The 24,270-nt window shown below is 51.0% G+C and carries 20 protein-coding genes; 11 read left to right on the forward strand and 9 right to left on the reverse strand.

Annotated elements, in window-relative coordinates; translation table 11 throughout:
- Positions 1-51: 51 nt before the first annotated feature.
- The 4 genes from AC5JO6_RS16610 to AC5JO6_RS16625 form a co-directional block, all read right to left on the reverse strand.
- The gene (locus tag AC5JO6_RS16610; RefSeq protein WP_496082179.1) at positions 52-1,149 is read right to left on the reverse strand and encodes a macro domain-containing protein; all 1,098 of its coding nucleotides are present in this window, start codon (positions 1,147-1,149) and stop codon (positions 52-54) included.
- On the reverse strand, positions 1,136-1,726 hold the full coding sequence (locus AC5JO6_RS16615; RefSeq protein ID WP_496082180.1) for an NUDIX domain-containing protein: 591 nt from the start codon (positions 1,724-1,726) through the stop codon (positions 1,136-1,138). Before AC5JO6_RS16615 ends, AC5JO6_RS16610 begins: the two co-directional genes overlap by 14 nt.
- A 460-nt stretch (positions 1,727-2,186) precedes the next feature.
- A complete protein-coding gene (locus tag AC5JO6_RS16620) occupies positions 2,187-4,751 on the reverse strand; it encodes a tetratricopeptide repeat protein (RefSeq protein ID WP_496082181.1) in 2,565 nt (854 codons plus the stop codon).
- A 171-nt stretch (positions 4,752-4,922) separates the two neighbouring features.
- Positions 4,923-5,339 carry a hypothetical protein gene (locus tag AC5JO6_RS16625; RefSeq protein WP_496082182.1) on the reverse strand — a complete coding sequence of 139 codons (417 nt, stop codon included), beginning with the start codon at positions 5,337-5,339 and terminating at the stop codon, positions 4,923-4,925.
- A 445-nt stretch (positions 5,340-5,784) separates the two neighbouring features.
- Between AC5JO6_RS16625 and AC5JO6_RS16630 the strand changes: the two genes are divergently transcribed.
- The 6 genes from AC5JO6_RS16630 to AC5JO6_RS16655 all read left to right on the forward strand — a co-directional run bounded on the left by AC5JO6_RS16630 (position 5,785) and on the right by AC5JO6_RS16655 (position 11,240).
- Positions 5,785-6,921 carry a citrate synthase gene (locus tag AC5JO6_RS16630; RefSeq protein WP_496082183.1) on the forward strand — a complete coding sequence of 379 codons (1,137 nt, stop codon included), beginning with the start codon at positions 5,785-5,787 and terminating at the stop codon, positions 6,919-6,921.
- 497 nt (positions 6,922-7,418) lie between these two features.
- Complete coding sequence (gene nuoH / locus AC5JO6_RS16635) at positions 7,419-8,537, forward strand: NADH-quinone oxidoreductase subunit NuoH (protein ID WP_496082184.1); 1,119 nt, start codon at positions 7,419-7,421, stop codon at positions 8,535-8,537.
- Between the two features lie 85 nt (positions 8,538-8,622).
- Positions 8,623-9,201 (forward strand): NAD(P)H-quinone oxidoreductase subunit I, encoded by a 579-nt coding sequence (gene ndhI, locus AC5JO6_RS16640; protein WP_496082439.1) that lies wholly within the window; start codon positions 8,623-8,625, stop codon positions 9,199-9,201.
- Positions 9,202-9,286: 85 nt separating this feature from the next.
- A complete protein-coding gene (locus AC5JO6_RS16645) occupies positions 9,287-9,931 on the forward strand; it encodes an NADH-quinone oxidoreductase subunit J (protein ID WP_496082185.1) in 645 nt (214 codons plus the stop codon).
- Between the two features lie 15 nt (positions 9,932-9,946).
- Positions 9,947-10,252, forward strand: coding sequence for an NADH-quinone oxidoreductase subunit NuoK (nuoK, locus tag AC5JO6_RS16650; RefSeq protein WP_106258930.1), 306 nt, complete (start codon positions 9,947-9,949; stop codon positions 10,250-10,252).
- Between the two features lie 67 nt (positions 10,253-10,319).
- The gene (locus tag AC5JO6_RS16655; RefSeq protein WP_496082186.1) at positions 10,320-11,240 is read left to right on the forward strand and encodes an NAD(+) kinase; all 921 of its coding nucleotides are present in this window, start codon (positions 10,320-10,322) and stop codon (positions 11,238-11,240) included.
- Here the strand turns inward: AC5JO6_RS16655 and AC5JO6_RS16660 are convergent.
- Both AC5JO6_RS16660 and AC5JO6_RS16665 read right to left on the reverse strand, forming a co-directional pair.
- Positions 11,237-12,190 (reverse strand): isoaspartyl peptidase/L-asparaginase, encoded by a 954-nt coding sequence (locus AC5JO6_RS16660; RefSeq protein ID WP_496082187.1) that lies wholly within the window; start codon positions 12,188-12,190, stop codon positions 11,237-11,239. The two genes, AC5JO6_RS16655 and AC5JO6_RS16660, sit on opposite strands and share 4 nt — an antisense overlap.
- Positions 12,191-12,457: 267 nt before the next feature.
- Positions 12,458-12,610 (reverse strand): DUF2256 domain-containing protein, encoded by a 153-nt coding sequence (locus tag AC5JO6_RS16665; RefSeq protein ID WP_496082188.1) that lies wholly within the window; start codon positions 12,608-12,610, stop codon positions 12,458-12,460.
- Between the two features lie 19 nt (positions 12,611-12,629).
- On the opposite strand from AC5JO6_RS16665, the gene AC5JO6_RS16670 reads away from it, so the two are divergent.
- The 3 genes from AC5JO6_RS16670 to AC5JO6_RS16680 all read left to right on the forward strand — a co-directional run bounded on the left by AC5JO6_RS16670 (position 12,630) and on the right by AC5JO6_RS16680 (position 15,941).
- Positions 12,630-12,842, forward strand: a complete 213-nt coding sequence (locus AC5JO6_RS16670; protein ID WP_496082189.1) for a hypothetical protein — start codon at positions 12,630-12,632, stop codon at positions 12,840-12,842.
- 75 nt (positions 12,843-12,917) lie between these two features.
- Positions 12,918-13,811 carry an RNA methyltransferase gene (locus AC5JO6_RS16675; protein ID WP_496082190.1) on the forward strand — a complete coding sequence of 298 codons (894 nt, stop codon included), beginning with the start codon at positions 12,918-12,920 and terminating at the stop codon, positions 13,809-13,811.
- Between the two features lie 216 nt (positions 13,812-14,027).
- Positions 14,028-15,941 (forward strand): serine hydrolase, encoded by a 1,914-nt coding sequence (locus tag AC5JO6_RS16680; RefSeq protein WP_496082191.1) that lies wholly within the window; start codon positions 14,028-14,030, stop codon positions 15,939-15,941.
- A 311-nt stretch (positions 15,942-16,252) separates the two neighbouring features.
- Here AC5JO6_RS16680 and obgE read toward each other — a convergent pair whose 3' ends face one another.
- Positions 16,253-17,356, reverse strand: a complete 1,104-nt coding sequence (obgE, locus tag AC5JO6_RS16685) for a GTPase ObgE (protein WP_496082192.1) — start codon at positions 17,354-17,356, stop codon at positions 16,253-16,255.
- A 204-nt stretch (positions 17,357-17,560) separates the two neighbouring features.
- Complete coding sequence (gene folP, locus AC5JO6_RS16690; RefSeq protein ID WP_496082193.1) at positions 17,561-18,418, reverse strand: dihydropteroate synthase; 858 nt, start codon at positions 18,416-18,418, stop codon at positions 17,561-17,563.
- Between the two features lie 864 nt (positions 18,419-19,282).
- On the opposite strand from folP, the gene AC5JO6_RS16695 reads away from it, so the two are divergent.
- The gene (locus tag AC5JO6_RS16695; RefSeq protein WP_496082194.1) at positions 19,283-21,169 is read left to right on the forward strand and encodes a hypothetical protein; all 1,887 of its coding nucleotides are present in this window, start codon (positions 19,283-19,285) and stop codon (positions 21,167-21,169) included.
- Positions 21,170-21,345: 176 nt separating this feature from the next.
- Positions 21,346-22,989, forward strand: a complete 1,644-nt coding sequence (locus AC5JO6_RS16700) for a DUF2079 domain-containing protein (protein WP_496082195.1) — start codon at positions 21,346-21,348, stop codon at positions 22,987-22,989.
- A 114-nt stretch (positions 22,990-23,103) separates the two neighbouring features.
- Here the strand turns inward: AC5JO6_RS16700 and AC5JO6_RS16705 are convergent, their stop codons facing one another.
- On the reverse strand, positions 23,104-24,009 hold the full coding sequence (locus AC5JO6_RS16705) for an SDR family NAD(P)-dependent oxidoreductase (protein WP_496082196.1): 906 nt from the start codon (positions 24,007-24,009) through the stop codon (positions 23,104-23,106).
- Positions 24,010-24,270 lie beyond the last annotated feature (261 nt).

Consider the following 24,270-nt stretch of genomic DNA (forward strand, 5'->3'; position numbering starts at 1 on the left):
TATATTAAATGCAGTTGAGATCCGCCGTTTATAGATCAGGATGCTGTCGCGTCAATCCTCTAGAACGAGCTCTTCAAATCCAGCTAAAATCTCTTGACAAACTTCCAACTCCGCATTGCTCCACGTAAGAAAAAGAATAGAGTCTATAGTGGTGTTCTTATTAATCTGGACATAAGAAGTTGCTGCTCTTAAAAGCTCACCAGAAAGCTTCTTCAGATCTCCTTGACCAGTGCCAACTCCCATAAGAGGAAACAGAATTGTTTTTGGTGCTACAGACTTCAGCTCTAATGAATCTGCTTTCCTAAGAGAATTTGTGACGCATTCGCCAATATTTTGGATTGGCAAATAACCTTGCCCGACCTCACCTTGGACAGCAGCAACATGAAAGATTTTCTTAACATTGTGAGTTCTTTGCAAGGCTCCAGAATCAGTCATCAAAACTGTTGAAGGCACTACATTAAGATTGTTACCCATCAATTGAGCCAATCCTTTTTCAATCAAATCATTACTTGCAGTACCAGTGATAGGGTCTTTTTCGGCACCAAGATAACGAATGATCCCGGAGATGGAGCGATCGTAGAACCGAGCCATCTGCATATTAGTATTCTCTGAATTGACCCAAATATCGGCAGAGGTAACATTTTGAATTCCCCCTGTAACCAAACCCAGACGTTTGTTTGGTAATTGTCTAAATCGGTAGTAATGAGTTTTAACTTCTGGAACGGGTGTCGGTTTGCTAAGCTTAAGCTGTTGAAGCTCAGCCTCTAGCTGCTTATTTTGTTCTTTAAGCTCACTATTTCCATATGCTTCAGAAGCATTCTTGGTTCCAAACCACCAAGTGAACACAAATGCTCCAAAAGCTCCTCCCAACGAGAATCCAAACAGCTTACCATCAACCGAACTGCCGCCAGGAAAAAATAAGAAGATGAGAAGAGCTGGGAATAAAGCAATGAGTAACCAAGCAACTTGATTGGCAGACTCAAAATTCCTACTATGTTTGCGATTAAGTGTCCAAAAGTAGATGAATAGACCGACTAGCAAGCTAAGAATTGCCGTTGCCAATATGATTGAAGCAGGTATATAGCGCCCTGGCTCTGTAGGTTTCAAATCCGCTGCTAGTATTGAAAAACTTGATTTAAGAATTTTCATTTTCTCTATTTACATTAAGTTTAAGCCACAGGAAAGCAATGATAGTTTTAGCATCTAATATTTCACCAGTCTCCATTAAGCCAAAGGCTTCCTGGATTGGAATCTCGACAATTTGGGTGTCTTCATGAGCCTGTCTTAATCCACCCCCCTTAGCGATTTTGTTCTCATCTAAGACTTCTGCATAATATAAAAATATTCTTTCAGAGGAGCCGCCAGGTGACGGATAAAAAGTCGTAATGTGAAGTAAGTTTTTAACCTCATAGCCAATTTCTTCAAAAATCTCCCTGCGTACGCTTTTTTCGGGGTTTTCCTCGACTTCAACTTTGCCAGCTACTAGCTCCAATATCCATCCCAGTCCTTCTTGATAAGTTGGATATCTAAATTGATTCACTAAGATAACTTTCTGGCTACGTTGATTAACGAGCAAAACTGCTGCTGAATCCCCCCGATCAAGATTCAGTAGCCGGGTCGGAGCACTCATTTGACCATCGAACTGCTCGTACCTAACCACTGCCTCGTCTACTTTGAAGAAGTCATCCAAAAGCCGACTTTGACTCTCAATTTGTACCTTCTTCACTGGTTCGCCTCTGTAAGATTTAGTCTTAATTACCTTCTAAGGTAGGTCATTCGTAAACTATAAGTAAGCCGTTCTCCAACATTAACGCCATACCTCTTTCTAGTTTGTACCATAAGCTCCTCCTGCTACACAAGCGCAGTATCAGAGCTTACAGCAGTGATGATTCATTTTTAGCTATGCCCTCTAGCACGAATGGACTTAGGCGGAAAACTCTGAGGTTTTGTCACACAGAAAGAGCAAAAAATGCTCAGATAGCTTTCAAGGTTGTTTCAATTTAGGCAACGAGGTTGAGTTAACCGAGCCGCTTCAAAGATCAAAGCTGCACGTGTTGCCAGAAAATTTTGCTTAGAACAACTGCGCCAACCATTGAATCTGCCTGTTGAATACTCTGGGTCGTTGCAACTACAGATTACTGTCGATATCTCTAAGCCAATGACCACCGAAGCTATACAGTAGCGGCTTACGTTTGCAGCTCTAATGCTCTAAGCTGATTCTGAATACGATCGCGATCGCTCCTTGCTGGTTGAAAATCGGGCTTAATTGTTAATGCCTGCTCTAGCGAGTGCATGGCATCACGATATTGCCTTAATTCACAGAGAGCACGACCTCGCCAGTACCATGCAGTATAGCTTTCAGGTTGGATCTGGATTGCCTGCTCAAAGCAAGTAATCGCCTCTTGATGCTGCTTCAGACGCAGAAAAGCGCCCCCCATGCAGCAATGGATATCTACGTCATCTGGCTTCAGTTGCGATGCCTGTTGATAGGACGAAATTGCCTCTTCGTAGCGCTCTAAGCCGTATAAAACATTGCCTCGCCAGCGCCAAAGTTGGGCATCATTCGATCGCAGGAGACACGCCTGATCGTAGGCGCTCAACGCCTCTACATGGCGCTTCTGCTTTTCCAATGTGTGTGCCTCTTGCAGCAAGCGATCGTAATCAGTGCTGACCATAGCGACCGTTTCACTCACATTAGCCAGCGGGATGGTAACGATCGTTTCCTCATCACGTTTTTCTGTTTTCGGAACGCTGACGATCGTGTCCCCTGGTGTTTCAGCCATCCCAGCAGCCTTGTCTTTCCCTTGCTTAGGACAACTGACGATGGTTGCTTCTGCGTTTGGTAGCGTTGATGGGGCAGGCTTTGGTGCTGAACGACGATGAGACTGGTGTCCGTTCAGGGCGATCAGAGGGTAGCCAGAATCCATTTGCGAGTCATCCGTAGAGGCAATGGTGGCATCGTCCTCCTCTGGTAGCTCTGAGTCGCCTGCTTTAAGCTGCTGCAAGACGCGCCTGCGACCGTCCACTGCTTCCTGAAAATCGGGCTTCAACTGCATTGCACGATCGTAGGAGGCGATCGCCGCTTCCGGTTGCTGGAGGCTCTCTAACAACCGTCCTCGGTCATACCATGCCCAGTAATTCTCTGGCTGTAACTGCACCACTTTGTAGTAGGAAGCAACGGCTTCTTCATAGCGAAGCAGTTGCTCCATCACGTTGCCGCGCTTGAACCACACCACGTGATCGTCAGGCTGCATCTCGACAACTCGATCGTAAGCAATGACCGTTTCTTCATAACGGTGCAGATTTTCAAGCGCCATCCCGCGCATAAACCATGCCAGAGCGTCATCGGGATTCAGGGCGATCGCACGATCGCAGGCAACTAATGCTTCGTCATAGTGTTGCAGATGATAGAGGGTATCAACCCGGCGCAATTGGCTCAATATCTGTTTGCGACTCTCGACCGCGAGTTGAAAATCGGGTTTGAGCTGTACAGCACGATCGTAGGACGTGATCGCTTCATCAGGCTGCTGTAGCTGTTCGAGCGCTTTACCGCGATCGTGCCATGCCCAATAATTCTCAGGCTGAAGCTGCACGACTTGCTCAAAGGACGCTAAAGCCTCTTGATAGCGCTGGAGCTGTATGAACACGGTGCCTTGCTTGTACCATGCCAGATAATCGTCTGGGTGAATCTGCACCACGCGATCGTAGGACGCGACCGCGTCGTCGAAGCGCTTCAGGTTTTCAAGCGCCATGCCCCGCTTAAACCACGCCACATCGTCATGGGGCTTTGCTTGTAGCACTCGGTCATAGGCAACAACTGCTTCCTTATACCGCTGGCGCTGAAATAAATCATCGCCACGTTCTAGCCAGGCGAGATGTCCATCAAAACTGACTACGGTTGGCTCTGCTAACACAGATGCAACGGGAGCAGTCCTTGTCAGCGATCGCAGTGCCTCTAGCGCTTCTTTGGCAGATTCATACCGCTGCCGAAAGTCATAGCGCACCATTATGTCTAGCACCTGGGCAAATTCAGTGCTGACCTGCACCTGGTCGCGCCAGATAATTTCGCTGGTTTTAGGGTCTTCCCTGAGCTTTTTAGGATAAATGCCTGTCAAGCATTGAATCGCCATCATACCCACTGCATAGATGTCGCTGCTAAAGCGCGGTTTGCCTGCCAACTGTTCGTTTGGCATATAGCCAGAGGAACCAACCGCGATCGTAATGCTCACTTCGCGCTCGTCTATAATCTGGGCACCAATTTGTTTAACCGCTCCAAAATCGATCAGGAAGAGGCGGCGATCGCTTTGCTGTCGAATCAAGTTAGAGGGCTTAATGTCACGGTGGACAACCTGCTGCTGATGTACAAACTCCAAGACAGTGAGCAAATCTTGCAGCAGATGAATCACTTCCAGTTCAGTAAACTGAGGTTGCAGCTTGAGCGCCTGACTCAACACCTGCCCTTCAATGAACTCTTGCACAAGATAGAAGTCTTGTGCCTCTTCAAAGTGGGCGAATAGCCTGGGAATTTGCTCGTGACTACCCAGCGTATAGAGCGCCTCTGCCTCTGTATCAAATAAGCGCCTTGCTGCTTGCAGTGCGTCTGGATCGCTCATTCTGGGTTTGAGCTGCTTCACAACACAATGGGGCTTGCCAGGAAGATGCAAATCACTCGCCAAATACGTTTGCCCAAACCCGCCACCACCTAAGTGACGGATAATCTGGTAGCGTCCCCCAAGGATTTTGCCCAACATAGGTTATGAAAGCTTCAGAGTGTCGAGAACTGCCTAGTGATGACCCAAGGGAAATCCTTCATCATTACTAACAGTTCCCAGACACGTCATCATCAGTAGCCGTTCCAGCTTGTTCTTAGATTTATAGTAAAGCGGCTCTGCAAGCTACGAAAATTTACCTAATGGCAGCCTTTAGCCAGGAGTCTGGGTTAGCAGCGGCTCTAGCCAGGGCTGGAACTGGTCACGACGAAACACTTGTGCCCGACGACGATAATCGAACCGCAGTAAACTAGGGATGCCATGCTTGCGAACGCATTCTTTTAGCCAGGACGCAACGCCTTGACCCTCCTCAGGAACCATCTCGGCTTGAAACGGACCGTACATCAAAACCAGCATGCTATGCGCTTGAAGAGGGGCATCGCGTTCAATAAGGCTCGTTAAACTTGGATGCGTTGAACGGGATTGACTCGCCATTCTCACTTCGGTGTCTTCTCGACTAACGCGCGCTCGTAGCGTTTTAGTCATCTCGCGTTGTGCCGTAGACTCACTGTATTCCTGGTTTGATTCAGTGTCAGCATCAGATTGGCGACGAGGTCGTCTTTGGGTCATAAAACTCCTATTTTCAGTGGGCTTAAGCAGCCAATCAAACCCTTTCCATCAAGTTGCAGAGTGTATGAGGAAGGGGAGCTGGCTGATGCAGATTAACGAAGTTACTTGCACTATGGCAATCTACTTATCTAAATAGTAGCTACTTTTTACAGAAGCGGCAATTTTCTGCACCAAAAAAACTCTGCTTGTGGTAAAGCCGACAATGAGCGATCGCTAACCGCTGTCCATCACTTCAGTGCTGGTGAGTGATGGTTAACTCTTCCACAACGAAGCATGAACCGCCAACGCTTTATTAATTGTTATGAAGCGTAGTGTCTGCAAGGTCGAAAAACTGGCGCTGTTTCCTCAGCCAATTCAGCGATAAGTCGGCTTAGGACGATACAGTTTTCTAGTTTCTGATAAGTTAGCTTGAGTAAGCCCATTTTTGTAAGTAAACGGTAGCACTATGACTGTCTGCGAATATAGGGCAGGTCTAGAAGGCATTCCCGCCACTCAGTCCAGCATTAGTTTTGTTGATGGACAGCGAGGAATTTTAGAGTATCGCGGCATTGCCATTGAAGAGTTAGCTGATAAGGGTCATTTCCTGGAAACCGCCTACCTCCTTATTTGGGGCGAATTGCCAACAGAGGAAGAATTAGAGTTATTTGAGTATGAGATTACGTATCATCGACGACTCAAATACCGTATTCGCGACATGATGAAGTGCTTTCCTGAGAGCGGTCATCCCATGGATGCATTGCAGGCATGTGCAGCAGCACTAGGGTTGTTTTATTCTCGTCGTGCTTTAGATGACCCGACCTACATCCGTGCTGCTGTCGTCAGACTGCTGGCTAAAATACCCACGATGGTGGCAGCGTTTCAGTTGATGCGAAAGGGCAACGATCCAGTTCAACCCCGCGACGATTTAGGCTATGCAGCCAATTTTCTCTATATGTTGAACGAACAGGAGCCAGATCCCTTTCCAGCACGCATTTTTGACGTGTGTTTGATGCTTCATGCTGAGCACACGATTAATGCGTCTACGTTTTCAGCATTGGTTACAGCTTCAACCTTGACTGATCCGTATGCGGTGGTTGCTTCGGCTGTGGGCACACTGGCTGGACCGCTGCATGGTGGCGCGAATGAGGAAGTCATTCTTATGCTGGAGGAGATTGGTACAGTTGAGAATGTGCGCCCCTGGCTTGAAAAGCAACTTGCCCAGAAAGGCAAGATTATGGGTTTCGGTCATCGCGTTTACAAAGTAAAAGATCCACGCGCTACGATTTTGCAACATCTCGCAGAACAGCTATTTGAGAAATACGGTCGTGATGAATACTACGATGTAGCGGTTGAGCTTGAAAAAGCAGTGGAAGAAAACCTGGGTCACAAAGGTATTTATCCCAATGTGGACTTTTACTCGGGTCTGGTTTATCGCAAGTTAGGCATTCCGTCTGACTTATTTACGCCTGTTTTTGCAATTTCTCGTACGGCTGGTTGGCTGGCGCATTGGAAAGAGCAACTGAATGAGAATCGGATTTTTCGCCCGACCCAGATTTATACAGGGCTACATGAGGCAGCATATATGCCGATCGAACAGCGTTAGAGGGCGATCGAGTCTATTCCTTTCCGAGTAGCATATTTTTTGTGCGATCGAGTGATGGGCGGCACCCCCCTTGCCTTATAGCGATGCTCTTGTCACTATGTTGCCAGTGACGATTTTCAGGAACTCCAGCCCTCGAACGATTGGTTCTGAGGGCTTTTTATTGGGCACTTTTGAGTGGGCAATGGTTGCAAGGGTAAGGTGCTGACTGAGAAGTCGCGTTACAGAAGTGTGCGCTGAGTCATTGATCTTGGTGCCCCTGGCTCATTGCTATGACCCAGTGCCGCATTTATCTATAGCGATTTGCGATCGTGCGGCAGTGATCCAGCGATATACTATGGACGCAGAGCTATGTAACAGTCCTGTTACTGAGAAAGGTCGAAGGTAAGATCTTCGGGCTTTTGATGGCAGGAGCGCTGTCGCTTCATGGGGAGCCGCCTGCACTGTTTGGTTGATTGTTAACAACGATTTACTGAGTGATGACTCAAAGCAGGTAAGCGATGAACTCAGGCATAGATTTACAGGGCGTTTTCATTCAATCCCTCACCGATTTGGGGCTACCTGCGGGTGCTGCAAAAGCAATCTGGATGCCGCTACCGATGCTGCTCATGCTGGTTGGCGCAACCGTGGGTGTGCTGGTAGTCGTGTGGCTGGAGCGAAAGATTTCGGCGGCAGCGCAGCAGCGGATTGGTCCTGAATATATTGGTCCGTTAGGTGTACTGGCACCTGTAGCGGATGGCTTAAAGCTGGTTTTCAAAGAAGATGTGGTGCCAGCAAATTCGGATGCGTTGCTGTTTACGCTTGGTCCTGTAATTGTGGTCATCCCGGTCTTTCTGTCTTACCTCATTGTGCCGTTTGGGCAGAATCTGGTGGTGACGGATGTGGGAATGGGTGTCTTTCTGTGGATTGCCCTGTCGAGTGTGGCACCGATCGGCTTACTGATGTCGGGCTATGCCTCAAACAATAAGTACTCTTTGCTGGGTGGTTTACGAGCCGCTGCACAGTCCATCAGCTACGAGATTCCGCTGGCGCTGTCAGTGCTGGCGATCGCGATGATGTCGAACTCACTTAGCACGATCGACATTGTGCAGCAGCAGTCTGGCTATGGCATTTTGGGTTGGAACATTTGGCGGCAACCTGTAGGGTTCGTCATTTTTTGGATTGCGGCTTTGGCAGAATGCGAACGGATGCCGTTTGACCTCCCAGAGGCTGAAGAAGAGCTGGTAGCAGGCTATCAGACTGAATATTCCGGGATGAAGTTTGCCCTTTTCTACCTCGGCTCTTACGTTAACCTGGTGCTGTCGGCGCTGCTAGTAGCGGTACTCTATCTCGGCGGCTGGGATTTTCCGGTACCGTTGACGCTGGTAGCTGATCTGTTAGGGATTGATGAGTTCAACCCGATTTTCCAAATTGTTACAGCCTCGCTTGGCATTACGATGACGGTGCTCAAAGCTTACTTTCTTGTGTTTCTGGCGATTCTGCTACGGTGGACAGTGCCACGTGTGCGGATTGACCAATTGTTAGACTTAGGCTGGAAGTTTCTTTTGCCTATTTCACTGGTCAACCTCTTGTTGACTGCCGCCCTCAAACTTGCATTCCCGTTTGCTTTTGGTGGCTGAGTTTAAAAGGATAAAGGCTCAAGCATGAGTCATCCGTTCTTATCCTTTATCGTTCATTCTTTATCCTTCAAAGAAGAGTCTTATGCTGAAGTTTCTCAAGCAGGTCAGTGATTACACCAAAGAAACAGTGCAAGCGGCAAAGTATATCGGTCAAGGGCTGGCAGTGACGTTTGATCACATGCAGCGCCGTCCAGTGACGGTACAGTATCCTTACGAAAAGCTGATTCCGTCGGAACGGTTTCGGGGGCGCATTCACTTTGAGTTCGATAAGTGTATCGCGTGCGAAGTCTGCGTTCGGGTTTGCCCCATTAATTTACCTGTGGTGGATTGGGAATTTAACCCTGAGACGAAAAAGAAGAAGCTCAATCACTACAGTATTGATTTTGGCGTGTGTATTTTCTGTGGCAATTGCGTGGAATATTGCCCAACAAACTGTCTATCAATGACTGAAGAATACGAGCTTTCGACCTACGATCGCCATGAGCTGAACTACGACAGCGTTGCGCTCGGTCGCTTACCCTATAAAGTCACTGAAGACCCAATGGTGACCCCGTTGCGAGAATTTGCTTACTTACCAAAAGGCGTGATTGAACCGCATGGTTTGCCCGCAGGTTCGCGTCGGGCAGGTTTGCGCCCTGAAGAAATTGTGGAGACGGAGAAATAGCGGTCAGCGGTCCAGCCGTCAGCTCTGGAACGCTCCTGGCTGAACGCTGAACGCTGATTGCTCCTAAGTAAGGAGACTCATTACTGTGAATTTAGCCGAAGGCGTACAGATTGTTTCGTTTGGTTTATTGTCTCTGATGGCGATCGGAGCAGCACTAGGCGTTGTTTTGCTTTCTAATATTGTGTACTCCGCGTTTCTGCTGGGTGGCGTGTTTATCAGCATTGCAGGGCTGTATTTGTTGCTGAATGCTGATTTTGTGGCAACGGCGCAAGTATTGATTTATGTAGGGGCGGTCAATGTGCTGATTTTGTTTGCCATCATGCTGGTGAATAAGCGGCAAGACTTTGTGGTAGTGCCGAGAGCCTGGATTCGACGGGGTGCAACGGCGTTGGTCTGCTCAGGGCTATTTGCACTCTTGAGTGTGATGGTCGTCTCTACGCCCTGGTCGCTTTCTGGAGGGGTAGCAGCAGGCAACAGCTCGATCGTGACGATCGGCAAGCATTTCTTTACGGATTTTCTGCTGCCGTTTGAATTGGCATCGGTCTTGCTGCTGATGGCGCTCATCGGGGCGATCATCCTGGCACGACGTGAGCTACTGCCAGACGATGCCCTGTCACCACTCCAGCAGCCTGCACTAACATTGCCAGAGCGTCCGCGTGAATTGATTGCTGTTGGACCCGGCACGCCAGAACGGACGATCGCGAGTGCTCCGTCTGACCAGAATAATTAGGTGAGGTGACTATCGATGCAGCTTCAATACTTTCTCGTTCTGGCAGCCGCTCTGTTCTGTATCGGCATTTTTGGTTTGATCACCAGTCGCAATGCGGTGCGCGTGTTGATGTCGATCGAACTCATGCTAAATGCCGTCAACCTTAATCTCATGGCATTCTCTAACTATTTAGACGCTCAGGATATTAAGGGTCAGGTCTTTACGACCTTCGTGATCGCGATCGCGGCTGCGGAAGCGGCTGTTGGTTTGGCGATTGTGCTTGCTATCTATCGCAACCGCGACACGGTGGATATGGAGCAGTTCAACCTGCTGAAGTGGTAGCTTTGGTGAGCGTTGTTGGTTGCTAATCGACTAACAACCAACAACTAAAAACTAACAACGATTTAATGTGCAACTGAAGCAGGTCATCATTGCTCATAAAGCGGGCGATCGCCTGAGCCAGCGCTGGGCAGAAAAGTGCGCCAAGCAGTTAGAGAGTCGTCAGTGCCGTGTTTTAATGGGACCCAGTGGTCCGAAAGATAACCCGTATCCTGTCTTTCTCGCTTCTGTGGCGCACCCGATCGATCTAGCGATCGTGCTGGGCGGCGATGGAACAGCGCTAACCGCCGCCCGTAATCTGGCAGCCGATCACATTCCGATTTTGGCTGTGAATGTGGGTGGGCATCTGGGCTTTCTCACAGAGTCTCTGGACGATTTTGAACAGACTGAGCAAATCTGGGATCGGCTGCTGGGCGATCGATTTGCAGTACAGCAGCGCATGATGTTGCAAGCGGGCGTGTTTGAGGGCAATCGCGCCAATCTGGAGTTGGTGAGCGATCGCTACCTGGCACTCAACGAAATGTGCATCAAACCAGCGTCTGCCGATCGCATGATCACGTCGATTCTGGAAATGGAGATCGATGGAGAAGTGGTCGATCAGTATCAGGGCGACGGTTTGATTGTGGCAACGCCAACGGGATCAACGTGTTATACAGTCGCCGCAAACGGACCCATTATTCATCCGGGCATGGCTGCGATCGCGGTCACACCCATCTGCCCCCTGAGTTTGTCAAGCCGTGCGATCGTCCTTCCTCCCGGTTCTGTGGTCAGCATCTGGCCCCTGGCTGACCACGAGCTGAATACTAAACTTTGGATGGACGGAGTACTGGCAACTTCGATCTGGCCCGGTCAGCGGGTTGACATTCGCGCCGCAGATTGTCAGGCGAAGTTTATTATTCTAAGAGAAGACTACTCGTACTATCAGACCCTACGAGAGAAGCTGCAATGGGCAGGGGCGAGGGTTCACTACAGCAATAACCACCGCAATTAAACGCTTCCCACCAGCATTTCATCTTCCCACTCCAACGTATCACCAACTTTTTCGCCATCGTGGTAGGCGGCGAGAAGGACTTCGCTGGTTTTGCCCCAGGCGATCGCACCAGTGGCATCCAGCCCGATCGCACCTAAATCTCGCTGATGCTGATGTGCCTCTCTGAAGGAGCGCTCAAAGGCAGCAACGAGGGGTTGTCCATCATCTACTCGCACGACGATACGGGCTGCCAGACATTCATCAATAATGTCTTCGCCAATGCCAGTACAGCTCACGGCAGCATGGGCTGTCGCGTAGTTTCCGGCTGGCATCGCAGAGTCGCTGACGCGCCCGATGCGCTCAAAGCCTTTCCCACCTGTAGAAGTGCCAACCGCAATGCACCCTTGAGCGTCTAGAACAACGACACCGATCGTGCCACGCCCAGCCGTATCTTCCACCAGTTCTCGCTCAGCGACTACTCCTGCCATCTCTCTGGAAAAGTTGCCCTGCCGCTCTTGGATCCATTCCTGTAAGCGAATCTCCGTCAGGGGATCGTAGGCGGGTAGTTCCAGTTCACGCAGCAGTTCTGCGGCTCCCTGATCAGACAGGACGCGATCGTGGGAGGTTTGCAGTGCCTTCGCCAGGTTAATTGGATTTTGTACCCGTGAAACATTGATGACACCGCTAAAACGTTGACTCGACCCATCCATCAAAGCAGCACTCATGCGGATCTGCCCGTCCGACTGCAAGACAGAGCCAGTGCCAGCATTAAAACGAGGATCATCCTCAAGCATCTGACAGCCATGAATCACCGCTGCTTGAGCCGTAGCCCCTGATAGCAGCAAGGCGTAAACCTCATCAATGACGCGGTAAAGCGATTTGCGTACAGACTCAACGCCGCCCTTTCCTTTCAAGGAGCTGCCAGCTCCACCGTGAATAATCAGTTTGGGTTGCACCCGTTCTGCGGACATGATTGAAACCTCTGTACTGTAAGCGTTATTGATTGTTAGTTGTTGGTTGAGAGCGAACTGAACAACGCAGCCGTTTGCCTCTTTGCTTCCAGTAATGTTTGAAAGCAGCAGACTCACATCCTATAACGGCGATAGCACTCCATAACCGTAGGAGCGACGGACTTCGCAGCCTGACTAAAAAGCTCTCGAACCGATCCCTTCACTACCATTAAGCAACAGGAGCGAACGATAAACTGCTAATGACTAACAACTAACGACTAACAACCGCTAATCACTCTGGGATCGACGACGACGGCAGCGTTCTGAACAGTATTTCACGTCATCCCAGCAATCTTCCCACTTCTTGCGCCAGGTAAAGGGACGATCGCAAACGGGGCAGATTTTAGTTGGTCGGTCGGCTTTGGCGCGGGCGCGTGGCATTGTTGGTGAGGTGTAAGGAGTGAAGAGTGAGAAGGCAGAAGGCAGTAGGCAGAAGGCAGAAGGCAGGAGGCAGAAGGCAGGAGGCAGAAGGCAGGAGGCAGGAGGCAGAAGGCAGGAGGCAGAAGGCAGAAGGCAGGAGGAAAAAAGGCAGAAGGCAGAAGCTAATACACCTCACACCTCACACCTCACTTCCGCGAAGAGGCAGAAGGTAGAAGGTAGAATTCAGGTTTAGCGTAGGAGGGCAATGGGTGAAAGGGCAATATGGCTCTGCTTGCTCCTTCCTTTCCTACTTCTTACCTTCTAACACATGACTGAGTCAGTATTGGCGGCGCTCCGTATTGTTTTAGTGGAACCTGCTGGGGCGCTGAATGTGGGCGCGATCGCCCGCGTGATGAAAAACATGGGCTTGCATCATCTGGTGCTGGTCAAGCCCCGCTGCGATCGATTAGGGGAAGAAGCACGGCTCATGGCGGTTCATGCTGCCGATGTCCTGGAAGGGGCAACAGTGGTCTCGACGCTGCCAGACGCGTTACGTGGCTGTCAGAGGGCGATCGCAACCACTGCCCGACCTAGAGTTGCAACAGTGCTGGAGTCTCCCCGCGCGGCATTGCCCTGGCTACTCGAAGCAGCCCCTCAAGAGCGTGGAGCGCTCATCTTTGGTCCTGAAGATCGAGGGTTGAGTAACGAAGAGCTGAACTATGCCCAGCGCTTTGTCGCTATTCCTTCACACCCTGCCTATGCAGCCCTTAACCTGGCGCAAGCGGTGGCGATTTGCTGCTATGAACTGTATCAGTGGGAAAGGGATCAGCCGTCAGCCGTCAGCCGTCAGCCGTCAGCAGCCACGGAAAACCAAGCACTTGCTAGTGCAGAAGCTAACATTCAACCCTTAAACCATCCACCTCTCTCGCCCACTCCCCACTCCCCACTCCCTACTCCCTACTCCCCACCTGTCTCTCTCGATGCCTTAGAAGGTTACTATCAGCATCTGGAAGCAATGCTGCTTGCGATCGGCTACTTGCACCCCCACACAGCCGCTAGCCGTATGCAAAAATTTCGGCGGTTGTTGAACCGAGCGTTGCCATCTAGTGATGAAGTGACGATGCTACGAGGCATTCTAAGCCAGGTAGAGTGGGCGACTCAAAAGGCTAACCAGAGAAAAATTGAGGCTGACCATGATCACAATGCAGCAGATAAGAGCTGAAAGACAACTGAGAAAGCGTTTGGCGGTTTAGACTAGCGGCTAAAAAACCTCGGTTTTTTGTGAACGAGTAGTCTACAATTCTGATAGCTTTAAGGCTAACGCAAGCAGTTCGTCGTGGATGATTACTGGTTAGCTTGCTGCCTCTACGATCGAGGCGTGTGCAGCTTAACCCTGTCAGTCTTAGTCTTTTATTCTCAGCATTTGTCGGAGTGTGCTATGCCAGATTCGAGCGGTCTGCCGCGCAGGTCACGCAGTCATGATTCGTCAGTACCCACTCGAATCTCCGGTTCAGGGCGGTTGCTGCGTGGCGACTCCAGTTCCCATCAGCAACCACCACGAGATCAACAGGGAGTCGATGTCCAGTCGTCTCGCAGGCTGTCAAAGCGGCAGCGCCTCACTCTCTGGCAAGTACTGTTTGGACAGAGCAAGAGAAATACGTCTCGACGATCGGCGCTACAGCAAGCGAAACGAAAGAATGTTAATGCCAGCATTGACCCATCGCGCAACCTTTTGCAGCAATTGCAGCAACGTTCTCAGCGATCGGCGACGAGTGAGCAAATTGCTTCAAAGCTGGCTGAAGATCAGGTAAGACAGGCAGTTCTAGGGCGATCGCGCCAGTTGACGGGTGGATCGCCTACCGCCAACGCCAGCCCTGGTAGACGAAAGGAGAAAGTGTTCCTCAGACAAGAGTCTTTTCATCGAGCTGGAAGTACGCCATCTTCTTTCAGGGATTCTGGCTCAGATGCCATTCCAGCGTTTCAGTCTCTCTCACAGGTAGCCAAGCGCGATCAAGCAAATGCTCTAACCCTTAAGCGCGAAGCGCGGAGGCGCACACGTCAGGGCGACAGCAACCGCAGTCACGGTCTCAGTGTTGAGAGAATGTCAGCGACGGACTTGAAGGACTCAAATGCACAAACTCGCCAGCGAGACAATCACTCCCGTCCGCGATCGCGCAGCTTCTCGGCAGGGCTATATGCCGCTCGGATGCTGATTTTGAGCGTTGGTGTTGGCGTTTTGGCTGGCACAATGCTGTCCATGTTAGATCCCGCATCTCGCTTATCGGCAGGCGCATCGCAACAAGCGACCAAAAAAACGGATGCCGTAGAAGCCGCACAGGTCAGTCCAGCCACCGTAACCGCACAAAGCGCACCACTAGTAGACGCTTCAGCCGTGCAACTACCCCAGATGGGGCAAGAATTGACCACCCTTAAAGCAGACTTGCAAACGCTTGCTTTGCAAATGCCTCAACTCACACCTGGAATCTTTTTGTTTGACCTGGATTCCAGTGCCTATCTGGATCTCAACGGTGGTGCTTCCTTTGCCGCTGCCAGCACGATTAAAGTGCCCATTTTGATTGCCTTTTTTCAGGACGTGGATGCGGGCAAAATTCGCCTGGATGAACCGCTAACTATACGGAAAGAGCTAGTAGGAGGCGGATCGGGCGAAATGCAGGGGTTGCCAGTGGGGACGCAGTTCACGGCGTTGGAAACGGTTACCAAAATGATTACCATCAGTGATAACACCGCGACCAATATGGTGATCGCTCGGCTGGGCGGCATGGCAGCCTTAGACCAACGGTTTCGCTCTTGGGGTCTCGTCTCAACAGCCGTCAACAGTCTGCTGCCTGACTTAAGCGGCACGAACACGACGAGTCCCAGAGATCTGTCGCTCTTAATGACGCGCATTAGTCAGGGAGAACTTGTTTCGATGCGATCGCGCGATCGCCTACTAGATATCATGCGGCGCACGGTGAACCGCAGCCAGCTACCGCAAGGATTGGGCAAAGGTGCCACGATCGCTCATAAAACAGGCGACATCGGCGGCTTAATTGGTGATGTTGGATTAATCGATATGCCCAATGGCAAACGCTATGCGCTGACTGTACTGGTCAAGCGATCGCACAACGACGATCGAGCTTACGACCTGGTTGAGAAGGCTTCGCGCACGGTTTACCGATACCTCAATCGTGCCCAAGCCGCCCCACGCCGCCCGACATCAAGCCCTTTGCTACCTGGTGATCAGTCACCACCTCAAGCTGGCAATGCGGCTCCAGCGTATTCTGGCACCCCAAGTATGTCAACAGAAACCGCCATCACGCAGTCTCCAACGATCGATACAGCGACGCGCTAAGGATTGTGGATTGAATAAAACCAGATTCTTGCGTAGGGTGTGTAAAGCCGTGCCGTTATACCAGAACGCAGCGTAACGCAGCACCTCCGGGGATTGTGATGCGTTACAGCTATTGCTTAACACATCCTACAAAAGCCGATCTTAACGCGATGTGCGACTTTCCTAAAATACCTGCCAAAACTGCCCTCACCCTAGCCCTCTCCCATCGGGAGAGGGAACCGGAACGGTCTGGAAGCCCTTCTCCCTGGGGAGAAGGGTGGGGATGAGGGCGAATTAGTTGCACATCGCGTGATCTTATTTAATTCTCATTCCTAAGTGTTGAGAGGGAGAGGATTTAATAAGTCGATGTCGATGACTGGTAGGCTGACGCTGACTGCCCCAGTCTGTAGCGGTGCGTCGGCTTTTAATGTCTCTGTCTGTAACGTTTCCAGCGATTGCCAAACTTGATTCAGCAGTGGCTCTAATCCCGTCCGTGCGACCGCAGAAATTTGAAAGACGGGCACCTGACTCACTTCATGCAGTTGAGCAGCAAGCTCGTTGACTGTCTCAACATCTTGGCTCATAGCATCAAGCTTACTGAGTGCCAAGAACTGAGGACGATCGGTTAGTCCGCGTCCATACGCATGGAGTTCTTGTTGAATCGTGTGATAGTCAGCGATCGGATCAGGACTGGTGACATCAATGAGATGCAAGAGCAGACGAGTCCGCTCGACGTGGCGCAGAAAGTCATGTCCGAGACCTGTTCCCAGATGTGCGCCCTCAATCAGCCCTGGAATATCAGCAAACACAGTGCCATCTCCAGTCGGCTTACGAACAACACCCAGATTGGGCACCAGTGTTGTGAACGGATAATCGGCAATTTTGGGTCTCGCAGACGACAGTGCTGCAATCAATGTTGATTTACCTGCGTTGGGTAGACCGATAATGCCTACTTCCGCCAATAGCTTCAGTTCCATCCTTAGGGAGCGCGCTTCTCCAGGCAACCCTGGCAAGGCGTGTTCAGGGGCGCGGTTGCGGTTACTGAGAAAGTGCTGATTGCCCAACCCACCTTTACCACCTTTCGCAAGGCAGAAGGTTTGATTTGGTTCGACCAGATCGCATAATAATTCCCCGGTTTCAGCCTCGTAGATCATCGTGCCGCAGGGAATGTCAATGACGCGATCGTGCCCTGATGCACCTGTACGATTGTTTGGTCCTCCCCGCTGCCCATCATCTGCCTTGAATAAATGGTTATAGCGAAAATCCAGCAGCGTTTGTAGATGTTCCACCGAGCGGAAAATGACTGAACCACCCCGCCCACCGTTGCCGCCTGACGGACCCCCAGCAGGCACGTACTTCTCGCGCCGAAAGGCGACCAGCCCATCGCCTCCATTACCCGCCTGTACCTGAACGTCCGCCTGATCGATAAATTGCATGGCACAAAACTAAAGCATTCACTCTTCATCATAGGCAATTGTGGAAAGTGCTAGCAGTTATGCTCAAACCAACGTTCTCGCTCAGCACCGTCTTCTACAGCCTACGCTCTACTCTCACCGCGATCGTGAGGCTCACACAGCGCTTAAATGACTCAAGATGTGCACACCCAAGCGTGAATTGTTGCAGCGTCTCGAGTCCAACGTTTAGAGCCTGAAAACAGCATCAGCAACGCGGCAAACGTCTTTTAGTTCGCGGACATCGTGGATTCGGAGTAGATCGGCACCACCGACGATCGCCGCACAGCAAGCACCAGCCGTTCCCCACACCCGCTTTTTGGGGTCAGGTTGATTGAGCAGGTGTCCAATAAAGCTTTTGCGAGATGCTCCCACTAAAAGGGGACAACCGATCGCACGCAGCTCAGGCAAACGGCGAAGAATCTCTACATTTTGGGCATACGTTTTGGCAAACCCAATGCCGGGATCGATCACAAGGCGATCGCGTTCAACGCCACTGGCGATCGCGGCATCAAGACGTGCTTGTAAAAAGGTGTAAATGTCGCCGATCAGATCGTCGTAATCCGTAAGCTGCTGCATCGTTTGGGGCGTACCACGGATGTGCATCAAGACCAGTGGTACTCTCAGTGCTGCGATGGTTGGTAACATTTCTGGATCGTAGGTGGCACTAGAAATGTCATTGACGATATCTGCCCCCGCAGCGATCGCGGCATGGGCGACAGCAGCTCGTGTCGTATCGATCGAAATAGGCGTGTCAGTTTCCTGCCGGACTGCCTGGATGATTGGTAAAACGCGATTAAGCTCCTCTTCCAGCGAGACCTCGACGGCATGAGGGCGGGTAGATTGTCCACCAATGTCCAGGATATCTGCGCCAGCAGCGATGAGAGAACGAGCGTGAGCGATCGCTGCTTTCACGTTGCTGAACAGTCCTCCATCACTGAAGCTATCGGGTGTTACGTTGAGCACGCCCATCAGATAAGTGCGCTCACCCCAGTTAAAGTGATGGTTTCTAATCGTCCAGGCTGGAAGCGGTGCGATCGTTGACATCGGTCGTATAAGCAAAGGTGAAGCGGCTTAAAGAAGCAATCCTAAGCCTACCATTGCGTTCTGCCAATCTTGCCACAGCGACTCAGCATCCCACGTTGGTCAACAGTGCTTTTGCAAAACACTAAGAGCCTCGATCCTGGAAGTGTTTCTACCCTGTGCAATGTGCCCAAACCAGAGCGCTTCAATGCGTTTTTGCGTTTTTATAAAGACTAAGCTTGAGCCATTAGAAGACCATTGGACAACTGCGTCATCTCATGGCACCACTGACTGAGAACGCTTCAGGCAGACGGTTTAAGCTGATCGCTGCAACTGAATCGATCGCTCTATCAAAGGACAGTGGCAGAGTCATACCCTTTAAAATCAGAAAGAGCACCGACGACTGACCGTGTTTCGTCTCGGTGCTCTTGCTGGTTCGCTCCTCACACAAATAGAATATAGCTGACTGTGGGTGCTTTGTCTATCCATTTACTGATCAGAAAAACCTATAGCAAGCGGTTTGATCTTGAAGAGGTTTGGTAGCGCTTTCTGATATGACCTTTAGAGGCTGCTTGAAAAGTCGGTTGAGCCGTAATCAAGCTGACTCAGTAGAAGCTAGACCGGGTAAACCTACGCTTTAGTCGCACGTGGAGCAAGCCGATCGATGAAAGCTTTCTCCACCAGCCAAGTTGCAAATTTGGAGTTTTTGGGTGACGTGTTGATGGCAGAATGCGGACGATCGCATTGGGAGTTTTAAGTGTGCGCTCATGCGGTCGCCCTGGTTGATGGTGTATCTTAACGAAGATGTCTATTGGGCGTTGAGCCTAAAGCGTTGAGCGGTAAGAAGCCAGCCCGATTCATGCAGTAGGGGCATTGAAGGGACGGGAGTTGAAACAGGACGGGGTTAAAACGACTGGCATGAAATGCATCTCCTCACGCTTTTGGCTTGCACTTAGCCTGGTTTTTGCTTTTGGCTACAGCGTAATCTGGCTAAAGGTCGCTTTTGCTGGCAACTATATTGTGCAAACGGATGCCAGCATGTATGTGTTTTGGATGCAGCGGTTTGTTGATCCAACGTTGCTGCCCAATGATTTAAATGTGGCGTATCACGAGTCGATCTCGCCCGTTGGCTACACGGCTCTCTTTAAAAGCATCGCCAGCTTGGGTGTGTCGCCGCTGTTGTTCAACAAGCTGTTGCCTGTGGCGTTGACTCTAGCGACAACGGTTTACTGTTTTGGCTTTTGTCTGCAACTGTTGCCGTTACCAGCGGTGGCGTTTGTTTCGACGCTGCTGTTTAACCAGCATTTGTGGCTGACGGATGACGTGAATTCGGCAACGCCACGATCGTTCGTCTATCCGTTCTTTTTTGCGTTTCTCTATTATTTGAATCGCGGCGCAAATGTAGGGATAGAGCATCTAACTTTTGCAGCTAAGTCTCTCAGCCCTCACCCTAAATCCCTCTCCCCAAGGAGAGGGACTTTGAGTCTGGCTCCCTTCTCCCTGGGGAGAAGGGCTGGGGAGAAGGGACAGCAAGCCATTACCAAGGTTACAAACCCGTGGCTTGATGATGTGTTGGCGATCGTGGCGATCGGGCTGATTGGGTTGTTTTACCCGACGATGATGTTTGTGGCGGTGGGAGTGTTAGCGGTGCGGCTGGTGGGATGGTCGAAAGGGCATCTGCGGCTGTCGCAACAGCGGCGCGATTATCGGTTGCTGGCGGCTGGAGTGGTAGTCGCTGGGGTTGTGCTGATCCCTTATGGCTTGCTGAGTCAGGCTGCATTTGGTCCGCTGGTGAGCCTCGCACAGGCAAGAGCCATGCCCGAATTTCTCGCGCCGAATGGACGGATTTCTTTTTTCGACGATCGCGATCCGCTGGGCTTTTGGTTTGATGGCATTCACAGCGGACTCGGCATATCGTTAAACCCGGTGATTGTGAGTGTGGGGTTGCTGTTGCCGTTCTTGTGGTTGTTTCCTCGTCGGTTTCCCTTAATCAAGCAGTGCCGCCCGGAGGTTGTGTTACTACCGCAGATGCTGGTTGCTGCGATCGGTCTGTTTTTGGCGGCTCATGCGTTGCTGTTTCGCTTGTTTCTGCCCAGTCGCTATACTGTGCATACGCTGCGGATAGTGGTGGCGATCGCGGGAGGATTAGCGTTATGCATCCTGATTGATGCGGCGGCACGGGCATATCGGACGCGTTGGCAACGCAAAAACGTGCGGTATGTTGCGTGGGGTGCAGCCGTTTTAGTGGCGATTCTCCTGGTTTTTTATCCACAGATTTTTTGGGCAAAACATTTTACCAAAGCGGGACTGGTGGTAGGAAAGGTGCCCGCACTGTATGAGTTTTTGCAGCAGCAGCCAAAGGATAGTCTGATTGCCACACTGTCGATCGAGGCGGATCGACTCTCTGTCTTTGCACAGCGATCGGTGTTGGTTTCTCCCAAGTACGCCATTCCCTATCATCCGGCTTACTACAATCAAATACGCCAGCGCGCGATCGACTTGATTCGTGCCCACTACAGTCTGGATGCCGCAGCGGTGCAAGCGTTTGTGCAGACGTATGGCGTTGACTTCTGGTTGGTAGAGCGAACAGCGTTTACGCCCGCTTATTTGGAGAATCGCTGGCTGAAACTCTTTGAGCCAGCAAATGCCGAAGCGCGATCGCATTTAGCGACGGCAAAGACTCCGGTGTTAGCGCAAGCGATGGAGCGCTGTAGGGTCTTCGAGACTGCGGATTTTGTTGTTTTGCAAGCGGATTGCATTGGTCGAGAAACTTGATAGCTTGATGCAGAAGCCGTTTGTCTGTAGGGACGGTCAACCTAGACCCTGTAATGTTTAGAAGCTAGACCCATTTAAACGGTTGATGCGACACATCCTGTAGTAGAGTTCAGCCTGTTGCAAAAGCGTTTGAAAACGATAGCGATCACGTTTAAGTGCGAGGGATGAGTTCTGGAATGCGTTTACCAATAGTGATGAAGCGATCGAACGCGTTTGGTCTGCGGCAGTTTGCCAGGCAGCCAGTAATGGTGGTGGCAATGCTGTTTGCTGCTGGTTGCTTACTGTTGCTGCTGTATCGTCACTACAGTCTCTATAGCTCTTATGATCAGGGGATTTTTAACCAAGTTTTCTGGAACAGTTTGCATGGCAGGCTGTTTGAAAGCTCGTTATCATCGGCGCTATCGGCTGATGTGATCCATCAGGGCGCGATGCCGCTGATCACTTACCGCCATTTAGGGCAGCACTTTAATCCGATTTTTTTGCTCTGGCTGCCCGTTTACGCGCTGTTTCCGTTTCCTGCAACCCTGAGCGTTTTACAGGTGTTGTTGGTGGCTGCGGCTGGATTAGTCCTGTATGCGTTGGCGCGACAGTCATTAGCACCAGCGCTCTCGGTGGCGATCGCTATTAGCTTTTACGGTGCGAATGCGGTAGTAGGTCCCACGTTGGGCAATTTTCACGACTACAATCCGCTACCGTTGTTGCTTTTTAGCCTCTTTTTGGCACTGGAAAAGCGATGGTGGGTGCTGTTTTGGGTGACGGCGATCCTCGTTTTGAGTGTGCGAGAAGATGCAGGTGTCACGCTGCTGAGCGTGGGCGCGTATCTGGTGATCCGTCGTCGTCAGTGGCGTGTAGGAGTCGCGCTGTTTGCGATCGCGGTCGCGTACATTCTGCTGCTGACGAATGTGGTGATGCCCATGTTTTCATCTGATGTGTCGCAGCGCCTGATTGTCGAGCGGTTTGGGCAGTATACAGGCGGGAAGGCAGCGTCACCTGTCGAGGCGATCGGGGCAATTTTGTCGCAGCCCGGTCAAATTCTGGCAGAGATTTTTTCGCGCTTTCCCAAGAAATTGGGTTATTTGGTTCAACACTGGCTGCCGCTGGCGTTTGTGCCTGCCATTGCTGCGGATGCCTGGGTTTTGGCAGCGTTTCCCTTCTTAGAATTACTGCTCATGCGGGGGGAGACACCGCTATCGATCAACATTCGCTATGCCACGCTGGCAGTACCAGGCTTATTTTACGGGGCAATTCTCTGGTGGTCTCAGCATCCCAACGCCTTTCAACCTAGAATGCGTCGCATTTGGGCGTTTTGTCTGGCGCTCTCGCTTCTATTCACTGTTGCTTCCAATCCCAACCGATCGCTGTCGTTTCTGATTCCCGATTCCATTCGCCCGTGGGTCTACGTATCGCCCCTACAGCAGCTACAACACGCCCCACAGGCACGTACTGTCATCGCCCAAATTCCACCTCAAGCGAGTGTGGCTGCAACGACGTATTTGATTCCGTCTTTATCGAGTCGGCAGGCGATCGTCCGGTTTCCAGAATCCATTCAGTTTCGTAACGAGGCGCAGCAGCCTGAAAAGGTGGCTTATATCGTGGCTGACCTGTGGCAATTTCAGCAGTATCAGCCAGCCTTTAAGCTCGAACGCAATTTGCTGCAACGCAGCCTGCAACTCATCAATCCACTCCTACAGACGCAAGAATACGGCATTCAGGCGTTTCAAGATGGTGTGGTGCTGTTGCAACGCAATCTCAAAACCGAGCCTGCTCTTGCCGCTCAATGGCAAATGTTCACACAGCAAAATCTCACTCCCACGCCGTGAACAGAGCCTACACAGAAACCCGGTTTTTGATGAGCAGATGTCGTCAAGCATTCAGATAAGGTCAGAAACCGGGTTTCTCACTCCCTTTTTTTACCCTGTTTTATCCTTTAGCCTTCATCCTTTATCCTTTCCCCTCCACTCCTTCGCCACCAGGTCAATGCCATAAAACCGCTGCCAGAAGCGATCGACCATCCAGGTTGGCAGCACCCGTCGCATCATAAACAGCAGAAAATCACCGCCTGTTGCCGCGACGTAGCGAGGACGAGGACGATCGGCCGCGATCGCTTTGATGATGACATGGGCAACCTGTTCCGAAGTCCAGGCGTTGCTGCTAGTTTGTTGCTCTAGCTGCGCCAATTTTTTGAATGCGGCACTGTAAGGGGTGGTTTCTGGATCAGCGATCGCCTGCTTGGCGTGTGTACCTGCAACGCCGATGAAATCAGTGCTAACGGGACCGGGTTCAACAACGCTGACCTGGATATTGAACGGTTCTAATTCCATCCGCAGAGCATCACTAACGGCTTCGAGCGCAAATTTAGAAGCACTGTAGAGTCCGCCGATCGGAAACGCTAATCGACCGCCAATCGAACTCACGTTGATGATCCGTCCACCACCGCGATCGCGCATATGGGGAATCACTGCCTGCGTGAGTGCCAGCGGTCCTAACAGGTTCACCGCAAACTGACGGTGACAGGCATCGATGGGCACCAACTCCAACGGTCCCATTTGCCCGTAACCTGCGTTGTTCACCAGAACATCGATCTGTCCGAAGTGGTGCAGCGTTTTGGCAGCAAGGGCGATCGCCTGATCCGGTTGTGCCAGATCGGTCGCAACGGTGAGCACCTCGGCACCAACATCCCGGCAGTGAGCGGCAACAGCCTCTAGCTTTGCTTCATTACGTGCCGCCAAAACTAATCGAACGCCATGAAAACGCTCTGATAACACGCGTGCCAGTGCTGCACCGATTCCAGCAGAGGCACCTGTGATGAGGACAACTTTGGCAGCGAGGGGATGGGACATGAGGGGGAGGGGGTGGAGGAGTGAGGAGGTGGGGGGTGAGGGGGTGGAGCAAAATTTTACTTTGCGATCGCGGGACTCCTTTTAGCGGTCGATCGCGTTCGCTTACAACAGTTTGCAGCTAAATGAAGTACACATCGCAGTCTGAAAGCAATCGTTGTAACCTTCTTTCAAAGTCACTGACTACTGATTGACTCCTGCTTCGCTTCGGTAACTGGTAATTTTCACTGCTGACCGCTGACTGCTGACTGCTGATTGCTTGTT

It is taken from the genome of Tildeniella sp., assembly GCF_059505325.1.